This window comes from Streptomyces seoulensis (genome assembly GCF_004328625.1).
Classification (GTDB): domain Bacteria; phylum Actinomycetota; class Actinomycetes; order Streptomycetales; family Streptomycetaceae; genus Streptomyces; species Streptomyces seoulensis.
Genome location: NZ_CP032229.1, coordinates 6,118,189 through 6,132,978, shown reverse-complemented (window position 1 = coordinate 6,132,978; position 14,790 = coordinate 6,118,189). Strand labels below are relative to the sequence as shown.

General features: G+C 71.1%; 10 protein-coding genes. 4 read left to right on the top strand and 6 right to left on the bottom strand.

Annotation, left to right across the window (positions count from 1 at the left end; all coding sequences use genetic code 11):
• Positions 1 to 100 precede the first annotated feature (100 nt).
• Positions 101 to 2,341: a catalase/peroxidase HPI gene (gene katG / locus D0Z67_RS28125; RefSeq protein WP_031179413.1), complete on the bottom strand. Its 2,241-nt coding sequence runs from the start codon at positions 2,339 to 2,341 to the stop codon at positions 101 to 103.
• Positions 2,342 to 2,376: 35 nt separating this feature from the next.
• A complete protein-coding gene (locus tag D0Z67_RS28120) occupies positions 2,377 to 2,817 on the bottom strand; it encodes a Fur family transcriptional regulator (RefSeq protein ID WP_031179412.1) in 441 nt (146 codons plus the stop codon).
• Positions 2,818 to 3,127: 310 nt separating this feature from the next.
• Between D0Z67_RS28120 and D0Z67_RS28115 the strand changes: the two genes are divergently transcribed.
• A complete protein-coding gene (locus tag D0Z67_RS28115) occupies positions 3,128 to 4,297 on the top strand; it encodes an acyltransferase family protein (protein ID WP_031179411.1) in 1,170 nt (389 codons plus the stop codon).
• Between the two features lie 62 nt (positions 4,298 to 4,359).
• Here the strand turns inward: D0Z67_RS28115 and D0Z67_RS28110 are convergent, their stop codons facing one another.
• From D0Z67_RS28110 to D0Z67_RS28100, 3 genes are all read right to left on the bottom strand, one after another.
• On the bottom strand, positions 4,360 to 4,596 hold the full coding sequence (locus D0Z67_RS28110; protein ID WP_031179410.1) for a chaplin: 237 nt from the start codon (positions 4,594 to 4,596) through the stop codon (positions 4,360 to 4,362).
• 308 nt (positions 4,597 to 4,904) lie between these two features.
• On the bottom strand, positions 4,905 to 7,061 hold the full coding sequence (locus D0Z67_RS28105; RefSeq protein ID WP_031179409.1) for a discoidin domain-containing protein: 2,157 nt from the start codon (positions 7,059 to 7,061) through the stop codon (positions 4,905 to 4,907).
• 201 nt (positions 7,062 to 7,262) lie between these two features.
• The gene (locus D0Z67_RS28100) at positions 7,263 to 8,354 is read right to left on the bottom strand and encodes a GNAT family N-acetyltransferase (protein ID WP_031179408.1); all 1,092 of its coding nucleotides are present in this window, start codon (positions 8,352 to 8,354) and stop codon (positions 7,263 to 7,265) included.
• 289 nt (positions 8,355 to 8,643) lie between these two features.
• Here D0Z67_RS28100 and D0Z67_RS28095 point away from each other — a divergent pair, with 289 nt between their 5' ends.
• The 3 genes from D0Z67_RS28095 (at position 8,644) to D0Z67_RS28085 (ending at position 11,296) form a co-directional block, all read left to right on the top strand.
• Entirely contained in the window at positions 8,644 to 9,864 is a 1,221-nt protein-coding gene (locus tag D0Z67_RS28095; protein ID WP_031179407.1) for a carbohydrate-binding protein, read from the top strand.
• Between the two features lie 119 nt (positions 9,865 to 9,983).
• Positions 9,984 to 10,754 carry a polysaccharide lyase family 7 protein gene (locus D0Z67_RS28090; RefSeq protein WP_031179406.1) on the top strand — a complete coding sequence of 257 codons (771 nt, stop codon included), beginning with the start codon at positions 9,984 to 9,986 and terminating at the stop codon, positions 10,752 to 10,754.
• Positions 10,755 to 10,843: 89 nt separating this feature from the next.
• On the top strand, positions 10,844 to 11,296 hold the full coding sequence (locus D0Z67_RS28085; RefSeq protein ID WP_031179405.1) for a hypothetical protein: 453 nt from the start codon (positions 10,844 to 10,846) through the stop codon (positions 11,294 to 11,296).
• A gap of 63 nt (positions 11,297 to 11,359) precedes the next feature.
• Here D0Z67_RS28085 and D0Z67_RS28080 read toward each other — a convergent pair whose 3' ends face one another.
• Positions 11,360 to 14,734 (bottom strand): pyruvate carboxylase, encoded by a 3,375-nt coding sequence (locus D0Z67_RS28080; RefSeq protein WP_031179404.1) that lies wholly within the window; start codon positions 14,732 to 14,734, stop codon positions 11,360 to 11,362.
• Between the last annotated feature and the right edge of the window lie 56 nt (positions 14,735 to 14,790).

Sequence of the window (14,790 nt, the reverse complement as noted above, 5' to 3'; positions counted from 1 at the left end):
GGCGGCCGGGGCGGAAGAACCCCAGGTGGGAGGGCCTGCCGCGGACATGGGGGCGCCCCCGGACCGGTCGGTACGGGGGCGCCTTCCGGGGTGCTCCGGCTCAGGCGAGGTCGAAGCGGCCCAGGTTCATCACCTTGTGCCACGCGGCGGCGAAGTCCTTGACGAACTTCTCCTTGGCGTCGTCGGAGGCGTACACCTCGGCGACGGCGCGCAGCTCGGCGTTGGAGCCGAAGACCAGGTCGGCACGGGTGCCGGTCCACTTGGCCGCGCCGGTGGAGGCGTCGCGGCCCTCGAAGGTGGCCTGGTCCTCGGAGGTGGAGCTCCAGGTGGTGCCGAGGTCGAGCAGGTTGACGAACCAGTCGTTCGTCAGCACGCCCGGGGTCTCGGTGAAGACACCCAGGTCGGAGTCCTGGTAGTTGGCGCCCAGGACCCTGAGGCCGCCGATGAGGACGGTCAGCTCCGGGGAGGTGAGGGTCAGCAGGTTGGCGCGGTCGACGAGCGCGTACTCGGCGCGGCCGGGGTTGCTGCCCTTGCCGGAGTAGTTGCGGAAGCCGTCGGCGGCGGGCTTGAGCGCCTCGAACGACTCGACGTCGGTCTGCTCCTGGCTCGCGTCCACGCGGCCCGGCGTGAAGGGCACGTCGACCGGGAAGCCGCCGTCCTTCGCGGCCTTCTCCACCGCGGCGTCGCCGCCGAGGACGATCAGGTCGGCCAGGGAGACGTGCTTGGCGCCGGCGGAGGCGTTGAACTCCTCCTGGACGCCCTCGAGCGTGCGGAGCACCAGGGCGAGCTGGTCCGGGTCGTTGACCTCCCAGCCGCGCTGCGGCTCCAGGCGGACGCGGGCGCCGTCGGCACCGCCGCGCTTGTCACTGCCGCGGAAGGTGGAGGCGGACGCCCACGCGGCGCTGACGAGCTGCGCCACGGTGAGGCCGGAGTCGAGGATCTTGCCCTTGAGCGCGTCGGCGTCGGCCGCGTCGATCGGCTCGCCGACCGGCTGCGGCAGCGGGTCCTGCCAGAGCAGCGTCTCCTCGGGGACCTCGGGGCCGAGCAGCAGCGACTTCGGACCCATGTCGCGGTGGGTCAGCTTGTACCAGGCGCGGGCGAAGGCGTCCGCGAACTCCTCGGGGTTGGCGTGGAAGCGGCGGGCGATCGGCTCGTAGATCGGGTCGAAGCGCAGCGACAGGTCCGTCGTGAGCATGTTCGGCGCGATCTTCTTGTCCGGGTCGAAGGCGCTGGGCACGGTGCCCTCGCCCGCGCCGTCCTTCGGCTTCCACTGCTTGGCGCCGGCCGGGCTCTCGGTCAGCTCGTACTCGTAGCCGAAGAGGTTGTCGAAGAAGCCCTGGCCCCACTGGGTGGGGGTGTTGCTCCAGGTGACCTCCAGGCCCGAGGTGGTGGTGTCGGGGCCCTTGCCGGTGCCGTAGGAGTTCTTCCAGCCGAAGCCCTGCTGCTCCATCGGGGCGTCCATCGGGTCGGGGCCGACGTCGCTCGACGGGCCCGCGCCGTGGGTCTTGCCGAAGGTGTGGCCGCCCGCGATCAGGGCGACGGTCTCCTCGTCGTTCATCGCCATGCGGCTGAAGGTCTCGCGGATGTCGCGGGCCGCGGCGATCGGGTCCGGGTTGCCGTTGGGGCCCTCCGGGTTGACGTAGATCAAGCCCATCTGGACGGCCGCGAGGGGCTTGTCCAGCTCACGGTCGCCGGTGTAGCGCTCGTCGCCGAGCCAGGTGGTCTCCGGGCCCCAGTAGACGTCGGCGTCGGGCTCCCAGGCGTCGACGCGGCCGCCGCCGAAGCCGAAGGTCTTGAAGCCCATGCTCTCCAGCGCGACGTTGCCCGTGAGGATCATGAGGTCGGCCCAGGAGATGTTCTTGCCGTACTTCTTCTTCACCGGCCAGAGCAGGCGGCGGGCCTTGTCCAGGCTGACGTTGTCCGGCCAGCTGTTCAGCGGGGCGAAGCGCTGCTGGCCGGTGCCGCCACCGCCGCGGCCGTCAAGGGTGCGGTAGGTGCCGGCGCTGTGCCAGGCCATGCGGATCATGAGCGGGCCATAGTTGCCGAAGTCGGCCGGCCACCAGTCCTGGGACGTGGTGAGCACCTCGGCGATGTCGCGTTTCACGGCCGGGAGGTCGAGCGAGAGGAACGCCTCGGCGTAGTCGAAGTCCTCGCCCAGCGGGTTGGCGACGGGCGGGTTCTTGGCAAGGACCTTCAGGTTGAGCTGCTTGGGCCACCAGCGGTCGTTGCCGCTGCCGAGGGCCGGGTGCAGGGACGTGGCACTCGCACCGTGCGCGACGGGGCAGCCGCCGGTCTCCTCGGGCTTCTGGTCGGTGACGATCGCGTCTTCGTTGTCAGGCATGTCGATCCTTCCGGAAAGGGCGAGATAACCCGGCGCTAGGAGCTGCGGCCGGTGGAACAGTCGGAGCAGATGCCCCAGTACACGACCTCGGCCTCGTCGATGGCGAAGCCCCGGTCGTCGGAGGCGGTCAGGCAGGGCGCGTGGCCCACCGCGCAGTCGACGTCGGCGACGGCACCGCACGACCGGCATACGGCGTGGTGGTGGTTGTCGCCGACGCGTCCCTCGAACCGGGCGGCGCTGCCGGCCGGTTCGATGCGGCGTATGAGCCCCGCCGCGGTGAGCGCGTGCAGGGCCTCGTAGACGGCCTGTACGGAGATGTGGCCGACTCGCTCACGGACCTGGGCGGCGATCGCCTCGGCACCGAGGTGATCGCCCGCGCGGACGGTATCCAGCAGCGCGACGCGGGCCGCCGTGACGCGGAGGCCCGCACCGCGCAGTTCCGCGGCGGCGGTGGTCGGAGGCTGGGATGCGGTCATGTGGGGAACCCTAGCGCCTTAAACACGAATGATTCAAGAAAACGAGCCATGCAAGTTTTTGACTCCTTTGAGCTATCGGTCGACACCAGTACGTACCGGTATGGAACGGACAAAACGGAACCCGTCAAGGTGGTTCCCCGCCAGGGCCGCGCTCACTCGTGCGGGTGCTCCGGGCCCGCCATCCGTGGCAGGGCGCGGACTCTCTCGTTCGGCAGCAGTGTGATGTTTCCGTCATGACGTGAATGTCGGGGCACGGCAGGGCACCAGTCCCCTTCATGCCCCACGCGAACCTCCAGCGGCAGGTGATCGGATGACCACGGCGACGACCCGGACGCCCCGGACGCCGCCCGCACGGCCCGGCGCGGCCGGTGCCCCCGTCCCACCGGACGGCGTCAGACCCGCGCTGCCCTCGCTCACCGGACTGCGCTGGGTGGCGGCCCTTCTGGTGTTCGGGCTGCACATCAACAACTTCGGCTACCTCGGCGGCCAGGCCGGACGCCTGGTCTCCTGGGCCTTCACGCCCGGCGGCACCGGGGTGTCGTTCTTCTTCATCCTGTCCGGCTTCGTGCTGACCTGGTCGGCCCGGCCCGGCGACCGGGCACCCGGCTTCTGGCGACGGCGGATCGCCCGGGTCTACCCCGTGCACCTGGCCACCGCACTGCTCGCGGTCGTGATCGCCTTCGCCATGGGCAAGCCGGCCCTCCCCACCTGGAAGCAGACCCTGGCGAACGCGTCGCTGGTGCACTCCTGGTGGCAGCCCTGGTGGCAGACGCTCAACCCGGTGAGCTGGTCGCTGGCCTGCGAGGCGTTCTTCTACGCGCTCTTCCCGGCCCTCTTCTGGCTGCTGCGCCGGCTGAACGCGCGGGGCACCGCGGTGCTCGGCGGCCTCGCGGCGGTGGTCGCGCTGGTGCTGGCCTGGGCGGACGCCCATCACTGGCTGAATCAGCCGATGTACTCGCTGCCCCTGGCCCGGCTGCCGGAGTTCGTGCTCGGCACGGTCACCGCCCGGCTGGTGCTGCTCGGGCGCTGGCGCGGCCCCGGCGTGGAGGGCTCGCTGGCCCTGGCCATCCTCGGCTACTTCCTCGTCCCCCAGGTGGCGCCGGGCTACGCGGCCACGTCCTGCACCCTGGCCGGGTTCACCCTGCTGATCCCGGCGGCGGCCGTCGCGGACCTGCGCGGGCTGCCCACGCTGTGGCGGGGGAAGCGGCTGGTGCGGCTCGGGGAGCTGTCGTTCGCGTTCTACATGGTGCATCTGCTGGTGCTGCGCGCGGGCATCTCCGTCCTGGGTGACAAGCCGCGCTTCGGCGCCGTGGCCGGGATCGGGGTGACGGCGGCCGCGTTCGCGATCTCCCTCGCGCTGTCCTGGGCGCTGTTCGAGGGCGTGGAGCGCCCGGTCCGGCGCCTGCTGCTGCGCGGCGGCCGGCCGAAGGAGACGAAGGAACGGTCCGCCGTCCAGAAGGAGCCGGTCGCCGCCGACTGACCCACGGCAGCCGGGTGCCGGCCCCTCTGGTGAGAGGGACCGGCACCCTTCGCGTCGCGCCGTCAGGAGTTGGCGCAGATGTTGCCGAACGCGGGGTTCAGCAGGCCCACGACGTCGATCGTGTTGCCGCACAGGTTGACCGGGACCTCCACCGGGACCTGGATGACGTTGCCGGAGGCGACGCCGGGGCTGTTGGCGGCGACGCCGGTGGTCGGGTCCGGGTCGGCCGCCTGGGCCGCCGTGGCGCCGGAGAGGGCAAGGGCGCCCGCGAGTACGGCCGTTGCAGCAAGCTTGCGCATACGCATGAGGTTGCCTCACTGAATCGAGGGTGGGGACCCCTCCATCACAGCGGCAGCGGGGGCGGTGCGCCCGCCGTGGTACTCCGTTCGGGCGGCGGCCCCCGGTCCGGGGACCGTCCGAGGCGGGAGCGGGAGGCTCCCGGTGGGGTGAAGTCGGCCCGGCCGCCCAGGTGTTGACCTGGACGGCCGGCCGCTCGGACGTCTGACCGGGCCCGGGGGCCGGGACGTCGGGCCGCGTGGCCCGCCGTGCACGCCACCCTAGGCGCGGCCCGCGGAGCCCGCCTTCCGGACTCCGCGCACCCGCTGCTCTACGGGAACTGCGTGATCTTGGACGGGATGGTGTCCGACCCCGAGGTCGGGGCCCCGGTGTTGTTGACGACGTGGGCGTACTGGCCCTTGCCGCCGAGCGAGATCACCAGGATGTCGTGCAGCTTGACCCCGGAGTTCACCGGGACCTGGAAGCCGTGCGCCTGGACGATGGAGGAGTCCGTGGTGAAGTTGCAGTAACTGCCCAGGCCCCAGGCCTCGTGCGAGGTGACCGAGTCGGCGACCTTGTAGGCCGCGTAGCCGACGATGCCGTCATGGGTGATGGCGGCGGCGTTGGGCACGTCGTACGCCTTCTCGTTCTGGAAGAAGATCGTGCGACCGCGCTGACCGGCCCAGTACACGTCGTACTTGTTGTAGTGCTCGACGAACAGGCCGGTGGCCAGCACGTCGTTGCCGTTCACGCGCAGGCCGTAGTCGGCGCGGTTGGTGTTCCAGCCGACGCCGCTGCCGTGGTCGGCGCGCCACAGCCAGGTGTGGTCGATGATGACGTTGTTGCTGTTGACCACGACCGAGTTGGTGGCGAGGCCGGGTCCGGCACCGCCGATGCGCACGAACACGTCCTGCATGGTGGTGGGGTTGGCGGAGTGGTCGGCGGTGGAGCCGGCCGGGCCGATCCGCAGCAGGGTGTCGGAGTTGGTGCTGCCCGCGTCGATGAGGAAGCCGGCGAGCTTCACCCCGTCCACGTCGGCGACGTGCATGGCGTCGACGCCGTTGTCCGGGACGATGGTGGCGAGACCCAGGCCGAGGACCACGGTGTTGGCGCGGGTGACCTCGATGGCCCGGTCCAGGTGGTAGACACCCGGGGTGAACAGGAGGTTGAGCCCCTGGGCGAGCGCCTGGTTGATGGTGGCCGCGGTGGCGCCGGGCTTCACCACGTAGAACTGGTCGAGCGGCAGCGAGGAGCCCGCGTTGGCCGGCCAGGACACGCCCCGCGCGTTGGTGCGCTTGGCCGGGACGAACACCTTGTAGGTGGAGCCGTCGAGGTAGAGGAACGGCTTCTCACGCGAGACCGGGGTGTTGTCCAGCGTGGTGTACGGGCCGCTGTCGAAGTTGGTCGCGGGCGCGCCCTGCACACCGCTGAAGACCATGTTCCAGACGCCGTTGGTCCAGCCGCCGACCGAGCTGTCCCGGGTGTACCACTGCTGCTGGGAGTACGGTCCCACCGTGCCGTCGATCTTGGAGTCGGCGATGTAGCCGCCGGAGGCCCAGCCGTAGCCGTTGGGCGCGAGGTTGAGCCCGCCCTGGACGTGGATACGGCGGAACGGCGCGGCCTGGGCGACGGCCCAGCGGTCGGTGCCGTTGACCGGGCGGATGGCGAGGTTCTCCGCCGAACGCCAGAAGTTCTGCGTGGCGTTGCCGTTGAACCAGCCCGCGTCGACGGTGATGTCACCGTTGATCTGCACGTCGTCGGGGTTGAGCCCGAGGCCGGAGACCGAGGTGTAGAAGCCGAGCTGGGCGTTGATGTTGTTGTACGTGCCCGGCTTCATCAGGAACTGGTAGCGGGCGGAGCCGAACTGGTTCGACTCCTGGCCGGCGAAGACGCTGTCGAACTTCTGCTGGAGGTTCGGCGTGCTCGGGTCGACGACGATCACGTTCGAGCCGAGGTCACCGCCGCCCTGCACCGGCGGGACGCCGGTGGTGCCGGTGTGCACGGCCATCTCCCACAGCGAGTAGCCGTAGGTGGTGGCGCGCGCGGTCCCGTTGATGCGGACGTAACGGCCGGAACCGCTGACCGCGTACGACGAGGTGCCGCCCGTGCCGCCGGTGACGGTCTTGAGCGTGGTCCAGTTGGTGCCGTCGGTCGAGCTCTGGAGCTGGAAGTCCTTGCCGTAGGCGGCTTCCCAGTTCAGGTCGATGCCGCACAGGTCCTGCACCGAGCCGAGGTCGACGCGGAGCCACTGCGGGTCCGCGAACGCGCTGGACCAGCGGGTGCCCGTGTCGCCGTCGAAGGCGGCGGAGGCCGGGGTGCCCGCGCTCTCGGTGGACGAGGCGGTGGCGGGCCTGCCCTGCGCGGCGTTGGCGGTGTTGCAGCCGGCCTGGGCGGCGTCCGTCGCGGCGACGGCCGGGGGTTGAAGGGTGGGCAGGGCGAGCAGCGCTGCCGTGGCGGCGAGCGCTGTCCCCAGGGATCTCAGTCTCATTGCGGCTCCCTGCGACTTCGGGACCGGGGAGACCGGCCCCTGCTTAGTTCATGTTTTGATTTAAGGGATGAACCAACGCGGCGCAAGCCTTCGGAAGCCAAATCCTTCACGCACAAGGGCGTTCACACCCAGCGGCCGTTCACATCGGGGCGGGACTGTCCGGACCATGTGCTTTGGTCCCGGCAGCCCCGCCCGGCGGGGTCAGCTGCCCGGCCGCCCCTGGGTGCGCAGTTGACCGACCGTCTTCAGCAACCGATCTGCGGGCGCCAGGAGTTGGGGGTGGGCCAGCACGGTGTTGCGCAGTCCGCGCACCGGCCGGCGCCACACCCGCTGGGCCACGGAGACGGGGTGCGGGCGGGACGCGAAGCCCTCGCCGACCCGGAGTTCACGGGTCTTGAGCCAGTCCTTGTACTCCTTGTCGCCCCGCCCGAGGTCGACCAGAGTCACCCCGCTGCGGGCGGCGCCCTCGGCCGTGCGCAGGTGCATCATCAACCCCGGTGAGTAGTAGTGCAGTTCGGGGTCGTAGGCGGTGAACCAGGCGGCCAGCACGGTGCTGGAGCGGGGCCCGAAGTGGGCGGCGACCGGGCGGTCCCCCGCGTACAGCACGGAGAGCACGCCGGTGAAGTGCTCCTCGCGGACATGGAAGAGGTGGTTCACCAGATCCACGATCCAGGGGCGGGAGAACCGGTCCATGCGGCCGGTGCGGCGGTACTGGGCCGACTTCCAGCGCATGAGGGTGCGCAGCGCCTTCGGGTCCCGCTCGTCGAAGACGAACCGCACCTCGCCCACGTCCCGCCCGAGCCGGCGTTCCTTCTTCAGGGTCGTCTTGGCGAGCCCGGGATAGGTGGCGCGCAGCCACTGGGCGTAGGTGCCGTCGCCGGGCTTCACGTCGATGACCGGTGAGGCGAAGGTGCCGGTGAGGTGCGGGGCGAACGGCCGCTGTTCCTGGACGAGATGGTCGAACTCGAAGATGCTGAGCCCGCAGGCGCGCAGCAGTTCGGCCGGGTCCCAGGTGACGCCGGGCCGGTGCACGAGCGCCTGGCAGTCGGAGAGCCCGAGCCCGATGGCCCGTCCGGTACCGAGCGGCCCCCGCTCGTACGGGAGGAAGCCGACCGGTTCGCCGCCCTCGCGCAGCACCGCGATGCGTACACCGCCGCGATGGCGGCCCACTCCGATGGCGAACTCCGGCGCGAGGAAGGGGTTGGCGTACTCGGGTGACTCGTCCATCGCCCGGTGCCAGGCCCCGCGCAGCGCGGAGGTCAGTTCGCCGGGTCTGTGAATGGTGATCTCCACCGTGGTTCGCCCCGCCCTTCATGTGATCGCTCCCCCTCGCGCACCGCCGCTCAAACATGGCGAAACAGTACGCACAGGGTCCAGGGTGCCTCAGAGGGCCGACCGTCCGCCACGGTTCCGCGCAGATCGGCGGCACAGGCAAGTCCCCTGCACAGACCGGCCGTTCACTTACCGCCGGGTAAAGAGATGGTTTGGTCCGGTCCAAAGACGTGCATTGGACTAGACCAACAGGGACGCCGTCCACGAGTCTGGCAACTCCCCCATCCCCCACCCCCTCTGGAGGCTCGTAGTGAGACGACTTCGGGCATGTCTGGGCGCGGCGGCCGCCGTCACGCTGGCCGCGGCCGGCACGACGGCACTGGTCGCGGGCAGCGCGTCCGGCGCCACGAACGCGCTCGACAACCGCTGGTACGCCGCGGCCCCGTATCTGATGCCGACGGACAACGACCCGCCGAACGCGGCCGCCATCATGGACGCGACCGGCCTCAAGGCGTTCCAGCTGGCCTTCGTGCTGGCGCCCAACGGCGGCGGCTGCTCGCCCACCTGGGGCGGCACCTCGCCGGTCTCCTCGGACACCGCCGTGCAGTCCGTCATCAACACCATCCGGTCCAAGGGCGGTGACGTCTCCATCTCGATCGGCGGGTACGGCGGCACCAAGCTGGGCCAGACCTGCGCCGACCCGGCGGCCACGGCGGCGGCCTACCAGCAGGTCATCACCAAGTACGGCCTGCACGCGATCGACTTCGACCTGGAGGAGCCGGAGTACGAGAACACGGCGGCCGTCCACAACGAGATCGGCGCGGCCAAGATCCTCCAGCAGAACAACCCCGGCCTGTACGTCTCGGTCACCACGGCCGGCACGGCGGACGGCACCGGCTGGTTCGGCAAGCAGATGCTGCTGGAGGCGAAGTCCCAGGGGTTCACCCCGAACAACTTCTCCATCATGCCCTTCGACGGCGGCTTCAACGGCGCGGCGAGCCAGACCAGCGCGCTGGCCGCCTTCAACGGCGTCCTGCGCTCCACCTTCGGCTGGGACGAGGCCACGGCCTACGCCCACGAGGGCTTCTCCGGGATGAACGGCCGCAGCGACACCGGGGAGTACTTCTCCCAGGCCGACTTCCAGACCGTGCTGGACTTCGCCACCGGCCACCACATGGACCGCTTCACCTTCTGGTCCCTGAACCGGGACCGCCAGTGCAGCCCGGCCGACAACGGCGGCCGTACGTCCGGTACTTGCTCCAGCGTGGCCCAGAACGCCTGGGACTTCGCCAAGTTCTCGGTGAAGTTCGCCGGTGCCACCCCGCCCGGCTCGACCCCCACGCCCACCCCGACCCCGACGCCCCCGAACCCGGGCAACTCCTGCAAGGCCGCATGGAGTTCGTCGGCGGTCTACGTCGCCGGGGACGAGGCGTCCTACAACCACCACAACTGGAAGGCCAAGTGGTGGACCCAGAACGAGACCCCGAACGGCTCCGACTGGGGCCCGTGGCAGGACGAGGGCTCCTGCTGATGGCGTGACCCCTTGACGGGCCTGGACCGGACCTTTAGCTTCACGGGTCATCGACGTCCAAGGATGCGTTCGGTGTTCAGCATGCTGAACGCATCCGGCCCGGCGGGAGGACCCCCCACATGATCCGTTCCCGGCTTCTCACGGCTGCGGCCGCGAGCCTCGCCCTCACCCTCGGCGCCTTCGGCGGCACCGCGCACGCGGCCGACCCGGACAAGGCGCCCGGCGGCAACTTCGACCTCGCCGTCTGGCAGCTCCAGGAGCCGGTCGGCTCCCCCGGCTCCCCCACCACGATCCCCTCGTCCCGGCTGCGCGGCGCGAACGGCTACCAGGACGCGTACTTCTACACCGACACCCGCGACGGCGCGATGACCTTCTGGGCGCCCGAGAAGGGCGTCACCACGCCGAACTCGAACTACGCCCGCTCCGAGCTGCGCGAGATGAACCGCGACGGCGGCGCGGCCGACTGGTCGCTCGGCGGCACGCACCGGATGAACGCGACCCTCCGGGTGGTGTCGGTGACCAAGAACGTCTGCGTCGGGCAGATCCACCTCGGCTCCGGCGGCTCCTCCACCAAGCCCCTGCTGGAGCTGTACTACCACGCGGACGGCGACATCGTCCTGGGCACCGAGAACTCCCCCTCCGGCGGCCAGACCCCGCACACGGTGGGGCACGTGTCCCTCGGCAAGACCTGGACCTACAGCATCGCCGTGACCGGCGGGAACACCATCGAGCTGACCGTCAACGGCAGCACCACGCGCTACCCCATCCCCGCGTCGTTCAACCCGTACAAGCAGTACTTCAAGGCCGGGTCCTACAACCAGTCCTCCTCGGACTCGACCACCAACGGGGCCCGGGTCGCGTTCTACGGGCTGACCGTCCAGCACGGGTGACCTGCTCCCACCTGCGCGAGTGGTGCATTCGGGCGAACGGTCGTAGCGTCGGCACACGGTCGGACACAGCACGACAGGTGGGAGCGACCATGCGCGGATCACTGGTGGGAACGACGGTCACCCTGGCTGCGGGAGCCCTGCTCACCGCGGCGATGACGACGGCGTCGGCCAGCCCGCCGACGACGGCCCCCGTGCCACACCGGACCGCGCCCGTGCTCGTCGACTGCCAGTTCAAGAAGAACGTGCGCCCGGCCGACTTCATCCTGGCCTGCGGTGACGGCAACAGCCGGCTCAGCGGGCTCAAGTGGGTCAAGTGGGACTCGCGGTCGGCCGTGGCCGAGGGTGTGAACGTGGTCAACGACTGCAAGCCCTACTGCGCCAAGGGCGTCTTCCGCTCCTACCACGTGACCGTGCGCCTCGACCGCCCGGCCGCGTGGCAGAAGAGCCCGGACGTCAAGCGCTGGACCCGGATGAGCGTGACGTACGACGACGCGCGCCCGAAGGGCTTCACGCAGACCATGGTCTACCCGCTCTGGAGCTGATCCCGCCCGTACGCCGTCCGCTCCGGCCCTCTCGCACGAGGGGCCGGAGCGGACGCGGGCGGCTCAGGCCAGCTCGACCAGCAGGTCTCCGCCCTCCACCTGCTGGATGCGGTTGATCGCCAGCCGGGACACCCGGCCCGCCTTCGGCGCGGTGATCGTCGCCTCCATCTTCATCGCCTCGATGGTGGCCACGGTCTCCCCGGCCGCCACCTCGGCGCCCTCCTCCACCGCGAGCGTCACCACCCCGGCGAACGGCGCCGCCACATGGCCCGTGTTCGAGCGGTCGGCCTTCTCGGTCACCGGTACGTCGGTGGCCGCCGAGCGGTCGCGGACCTGGATCGGCCGGAGCTGGCCGTTCAGGGTCGACATCACCGTGCGCATACCGCGCTCGTCGGCCTCGCCGACCGCCTGCAGCTCGATCAGCAGCCGCACGCCGGGCTCCAGGTCGACGGCGTACTCCTTGGCCGGGCGCAGGCCGTAGAAGAACGACTTGCTGTCCAGGACGCTGGTGTCGCCGTACGCCTGCCGGTGGGTGTCGAACTCGCCGGTCGGGCCGGGGAACAGCAGCCGGTTGAGCGTGGGCTTCGGGTCCTTCTCCAGCCCCTCGCGGTCCTCGGCCGACAGCTCCCGCACCGGCTTGGCCTCGGCGCGGCCGCGGAGCGCCTTGGTGCGGAACGGCTCCGGCCAGCCGCCGGGCGGGGTGCCCAGCTCGCCGCGGAGGAAGCCGATCACCGAGTCCGGGATGTCGAAGCGGTCCGGGTCGGCCTCGAAGTCGTCCGGCGAGACGCCCGCGCCGACCAGGTGCAGGGCGAGGTCGCCGACCACCTTGGAGGACGGGGTGACCTTGACCAGGCGGCCGAGGATGCGGTCGGCGGCCGCGTACATCGCCTCGATCTCCTCGAAGCGGTCGCCGAGGCCGAGCGCGACCGCCTGGGTGCGCAGGTTGGAGAGCTGGCCGCCGGGGATCTCGTGGTGGTAGACCCGGCCGGTCGGGGAGGCGAGACCCGCCTCGAAGGGGGCGTAGACCTTGCGCACGCCCTCCCAGTACGGCTCCAGTTCCTCGACCGCGTGGAGGCTGAGGCCGGTCGGGCGCTCGGAGTGGTCGGTGGCGGCGACCAGCGCGGAGAGCGAGGGCTGCGAGGTCGTCCCGGCCATGGAGGCGACCGCGCCGTCCACCGCGTCGACACCCGCCTGGATCGCGGCGAGGTAGGTGGCGAGCTGGCCGCCCGCGGTGTCGTGGGTGTGCAGATGCACCGGCAGCCCGAACTCGCTCCGCAGCGCGGTGACCAGCTTCGCGGCGGCCGGCGCCCGCAGCAGGCCGGCCATGTCCTTGATGGCGAGGACATGGGCGCCGGCCTCGACGATCCGCTCGGCCAGCCTCAGGTAGTAGTCGAGCGTGTAGAGCCGCTCGGCGGGGTCGCTGAGGTCGGCGGTGTAGCAGAGGGCGACCTCGGCGACGGCGGTGCCGGTCTCCCGTACCGCGTCGATGGCGGGCCGCATCTGGCCGACGTCGTTCAGCGCGTCGAAGATGCGGAAGATGTCGACGCCGGTGGCGGCGGCCTCCCGTACGAAGGCGTCGGTCACCTCGGTGGGGTACGGGGTGTAGCCGACGGTGTTGCGGCCGCGCAGCAGCATCTGGAGGCAGATGTTGGGCACCGCCTCGCGCAGCGCGGCCAGCCGCTCCCAGGGGTCCTCGGCGAGGAAGCGCAGCGCCACGTCGTAGGTGGCGCCGCCCCAGCACTCCAGGGAGAGCAGTTCGGGCAGGGTGCGGGCGACGACGGGGGCGACCGCGAGCAGGTCCTTGGTGCGCACGCGGGTGGCCAGCAGCGACTGGTGGGCGTCACGGAAGGTGGTGTCGGTGACGCCGAGCGCCGGGGACTCGCGCAGCTCGCGGGCGAAGCCCTCGGGGCCGAGGTGGACCAGGCGCTGCCGTGAGCCCGCCGGGGGCTCGCCCGCCGGGAGCGCGGGCAACTTGGTTACGGGGTCCAGGAGTTCGGGGCGCTCGCCGTGCGGCTTGTTGACGGTGACGTCGGCCAGGAAGGTGAGCAGCTTGGTGCCCCGGTCGGCCGAGTGACGGGACGTCAGCAGGTACGGGCGCTCCTCGATGAACGAGGTGGTGACGCGTCCGGCGCGGAAGTCGGGGTCGTCCAGCACGGCTTGCAGGAAGGGGATGTTGGTGGCCACGCCCCGGATGCGGAACTCGGCGACCGCGCGCCGGGCGCGGCCGACGGCGGCCTGGAAGTCCCGTCCCCGGCAGGTGAGTTTGACCAGCATGGAGTCGAAGTGTGCGCTGATCTCGGTGCCGGCGTGGGTGGTTCCGCCGTCGAGCCGGATGCCGGAGCCGCCGGGCGAGCGGTAGGCGCTGATCAGGCCGGTGTCCGGGCGGAAGCCGTTGGCCGGGTCCTCGGTGGTGATCCGGCACTGGAGGGCGGCACCGCGCAGGGTGATCCGGTCCTGGGAGAGCCCGAGGTCGGCGAGGGTCTCCCCGGCGGCGATGCGCATCTGGGCCTGGACGAGGTCGACGTCGGTGACCTCCTCGGTGACCGTGTGCTCGACCTGGATGCGGGGGTTCATCTCGATGAAGACGTGGTTGCCGTCCCGGTCGAGGAGGAACTCCACGGTGCCCGCGTTGCGGTAGCCGATCTCACGGGCGAAGCGCACGGCGTCGGCGCAGATCCGGTCCCGCAGCTCCGGGTCGAGGTTGGGGGCGGGCGCCAGCTCGATGACCTTCTGGTGGCGGCGCTGGAGCGAGCAGTCGCGCTCGTAGAGGTGGATCACGTTGCCCTCGCCGTCGGCGAGGATCTGCACCTCGATGTGGCGGGGGTCCACGACGGCCTTCTCCAGGAAGACGGTCGGGTCGCCGAAGGCGGAGGCGGCCTCGCGGGAGGCGGCCTCGATGGACTCGCGGAGCTGGGCGGGCTCCTCGACCCGGCGCATGCCCCGGCCGCCGCCGCCCGCGACCGCCTTCACGAAGACGGGGAAGCCGATCTCGTCGGCGGCGCGCACCAGTTCGTCCACGTCGTTGGAGGGCGCGGAGGAGCCGAGCACGGGGACCCCGGCGGCGCGGGCGGCGGCGACCGCGCTGGCCTTGTTGCCGGTGAGTTCGAGGGTGTCGGCGCTGGGGCCGACGAAGGTGATCCCGGCCTCCTCGCAGGCGCGGGCCAGGTCGGGGTTCTCCGAGAGGAAGCCGTAGCCGGGGTACACGGCGTCGGCGCCGGCGCGGCGGGCGGCGGTCACGATCTCGTCGACGGAGAGATAGGCCCGGACGGGGTGGCCGGGCGCGCCGATCTCGTACGCCTCGTCGGCCTTGAGCCGGTGCAGCGAGTTGCGGTCCTCGTGGGGGAAGACGGCCACCGTGCGCGCGCCGAGTTCGTAGCCCGCCCGGAACGCGCGGATGGCGATCTCTCCGCGGTTGGCTACCAGCACCTTGCGGAACATCTGGATTCCCTTCAGCCTGCCGGCGACGAACACCATGGTGTCAGCCACGCACTGCC

Excerpts from the sequence above, each read along its gene's own strand:
- katG (WP_031179413.1), bottom strand. The coding sequence starts at position 2,341 with ATGCCTGACAACGAAGACGCGATCGTCACCGACCAGAAGCCCGAGGAG.
- D0Z67_RS28120 (WP_031179412.1), bottom strand. The coding sequence starts at position 2,817 with ATGACCGCATCCCAGCCTCCGACCACCGCCGCCGCGGAACTGCGCGGT.
- D0Z67_RS28115 (WP_031179411.1), top strand. The coding sequence starts at position 3,128 with ATGACCACGGCGACGACCCGGACGCCCCGGACGCCGCCCGCACGGCCC.
- D0Z67_RS28110 (WP_031179410.1), bottom strand. The coding sequence starts at position 4,596 with ATGCGCAAGCTTGCTGCAACGGCCGTACTCGCGGGCGCCCTTGCCCTC.
- D0Z67_RS28105 (WP_031179409.1), bottom strand. The coding sequence starts at position 7,061 with ATGAGACTGAGATCCCTGGGGACAGCGCTCGCCGCCACGGCAGCGCTG.
- D0Z67_RS28090 (WP_031179406.1), top strand. The coding sequence starts at position 9,984 with ATGATCCGTTCCCGGCTTCTCACGGCTGCGGCCGCGAGCCTCGCCCTC.
- D0Z67_RS28085 (WP_031179405.1), top strand. The coding sequence starts at position 10,844 with ATGCGCGGATCACTGGTGGGAACGACGGTCACCCTGGCTGCGGGAGCC.
- D0Z67_RS28080 (WP_031179404.1), bottom strand. The coding sequence starts at position 14,734 with ATGTTCCGCAAGGTGCTGGTAGCCAACCGCGGAGAGATCGCCATCCGC.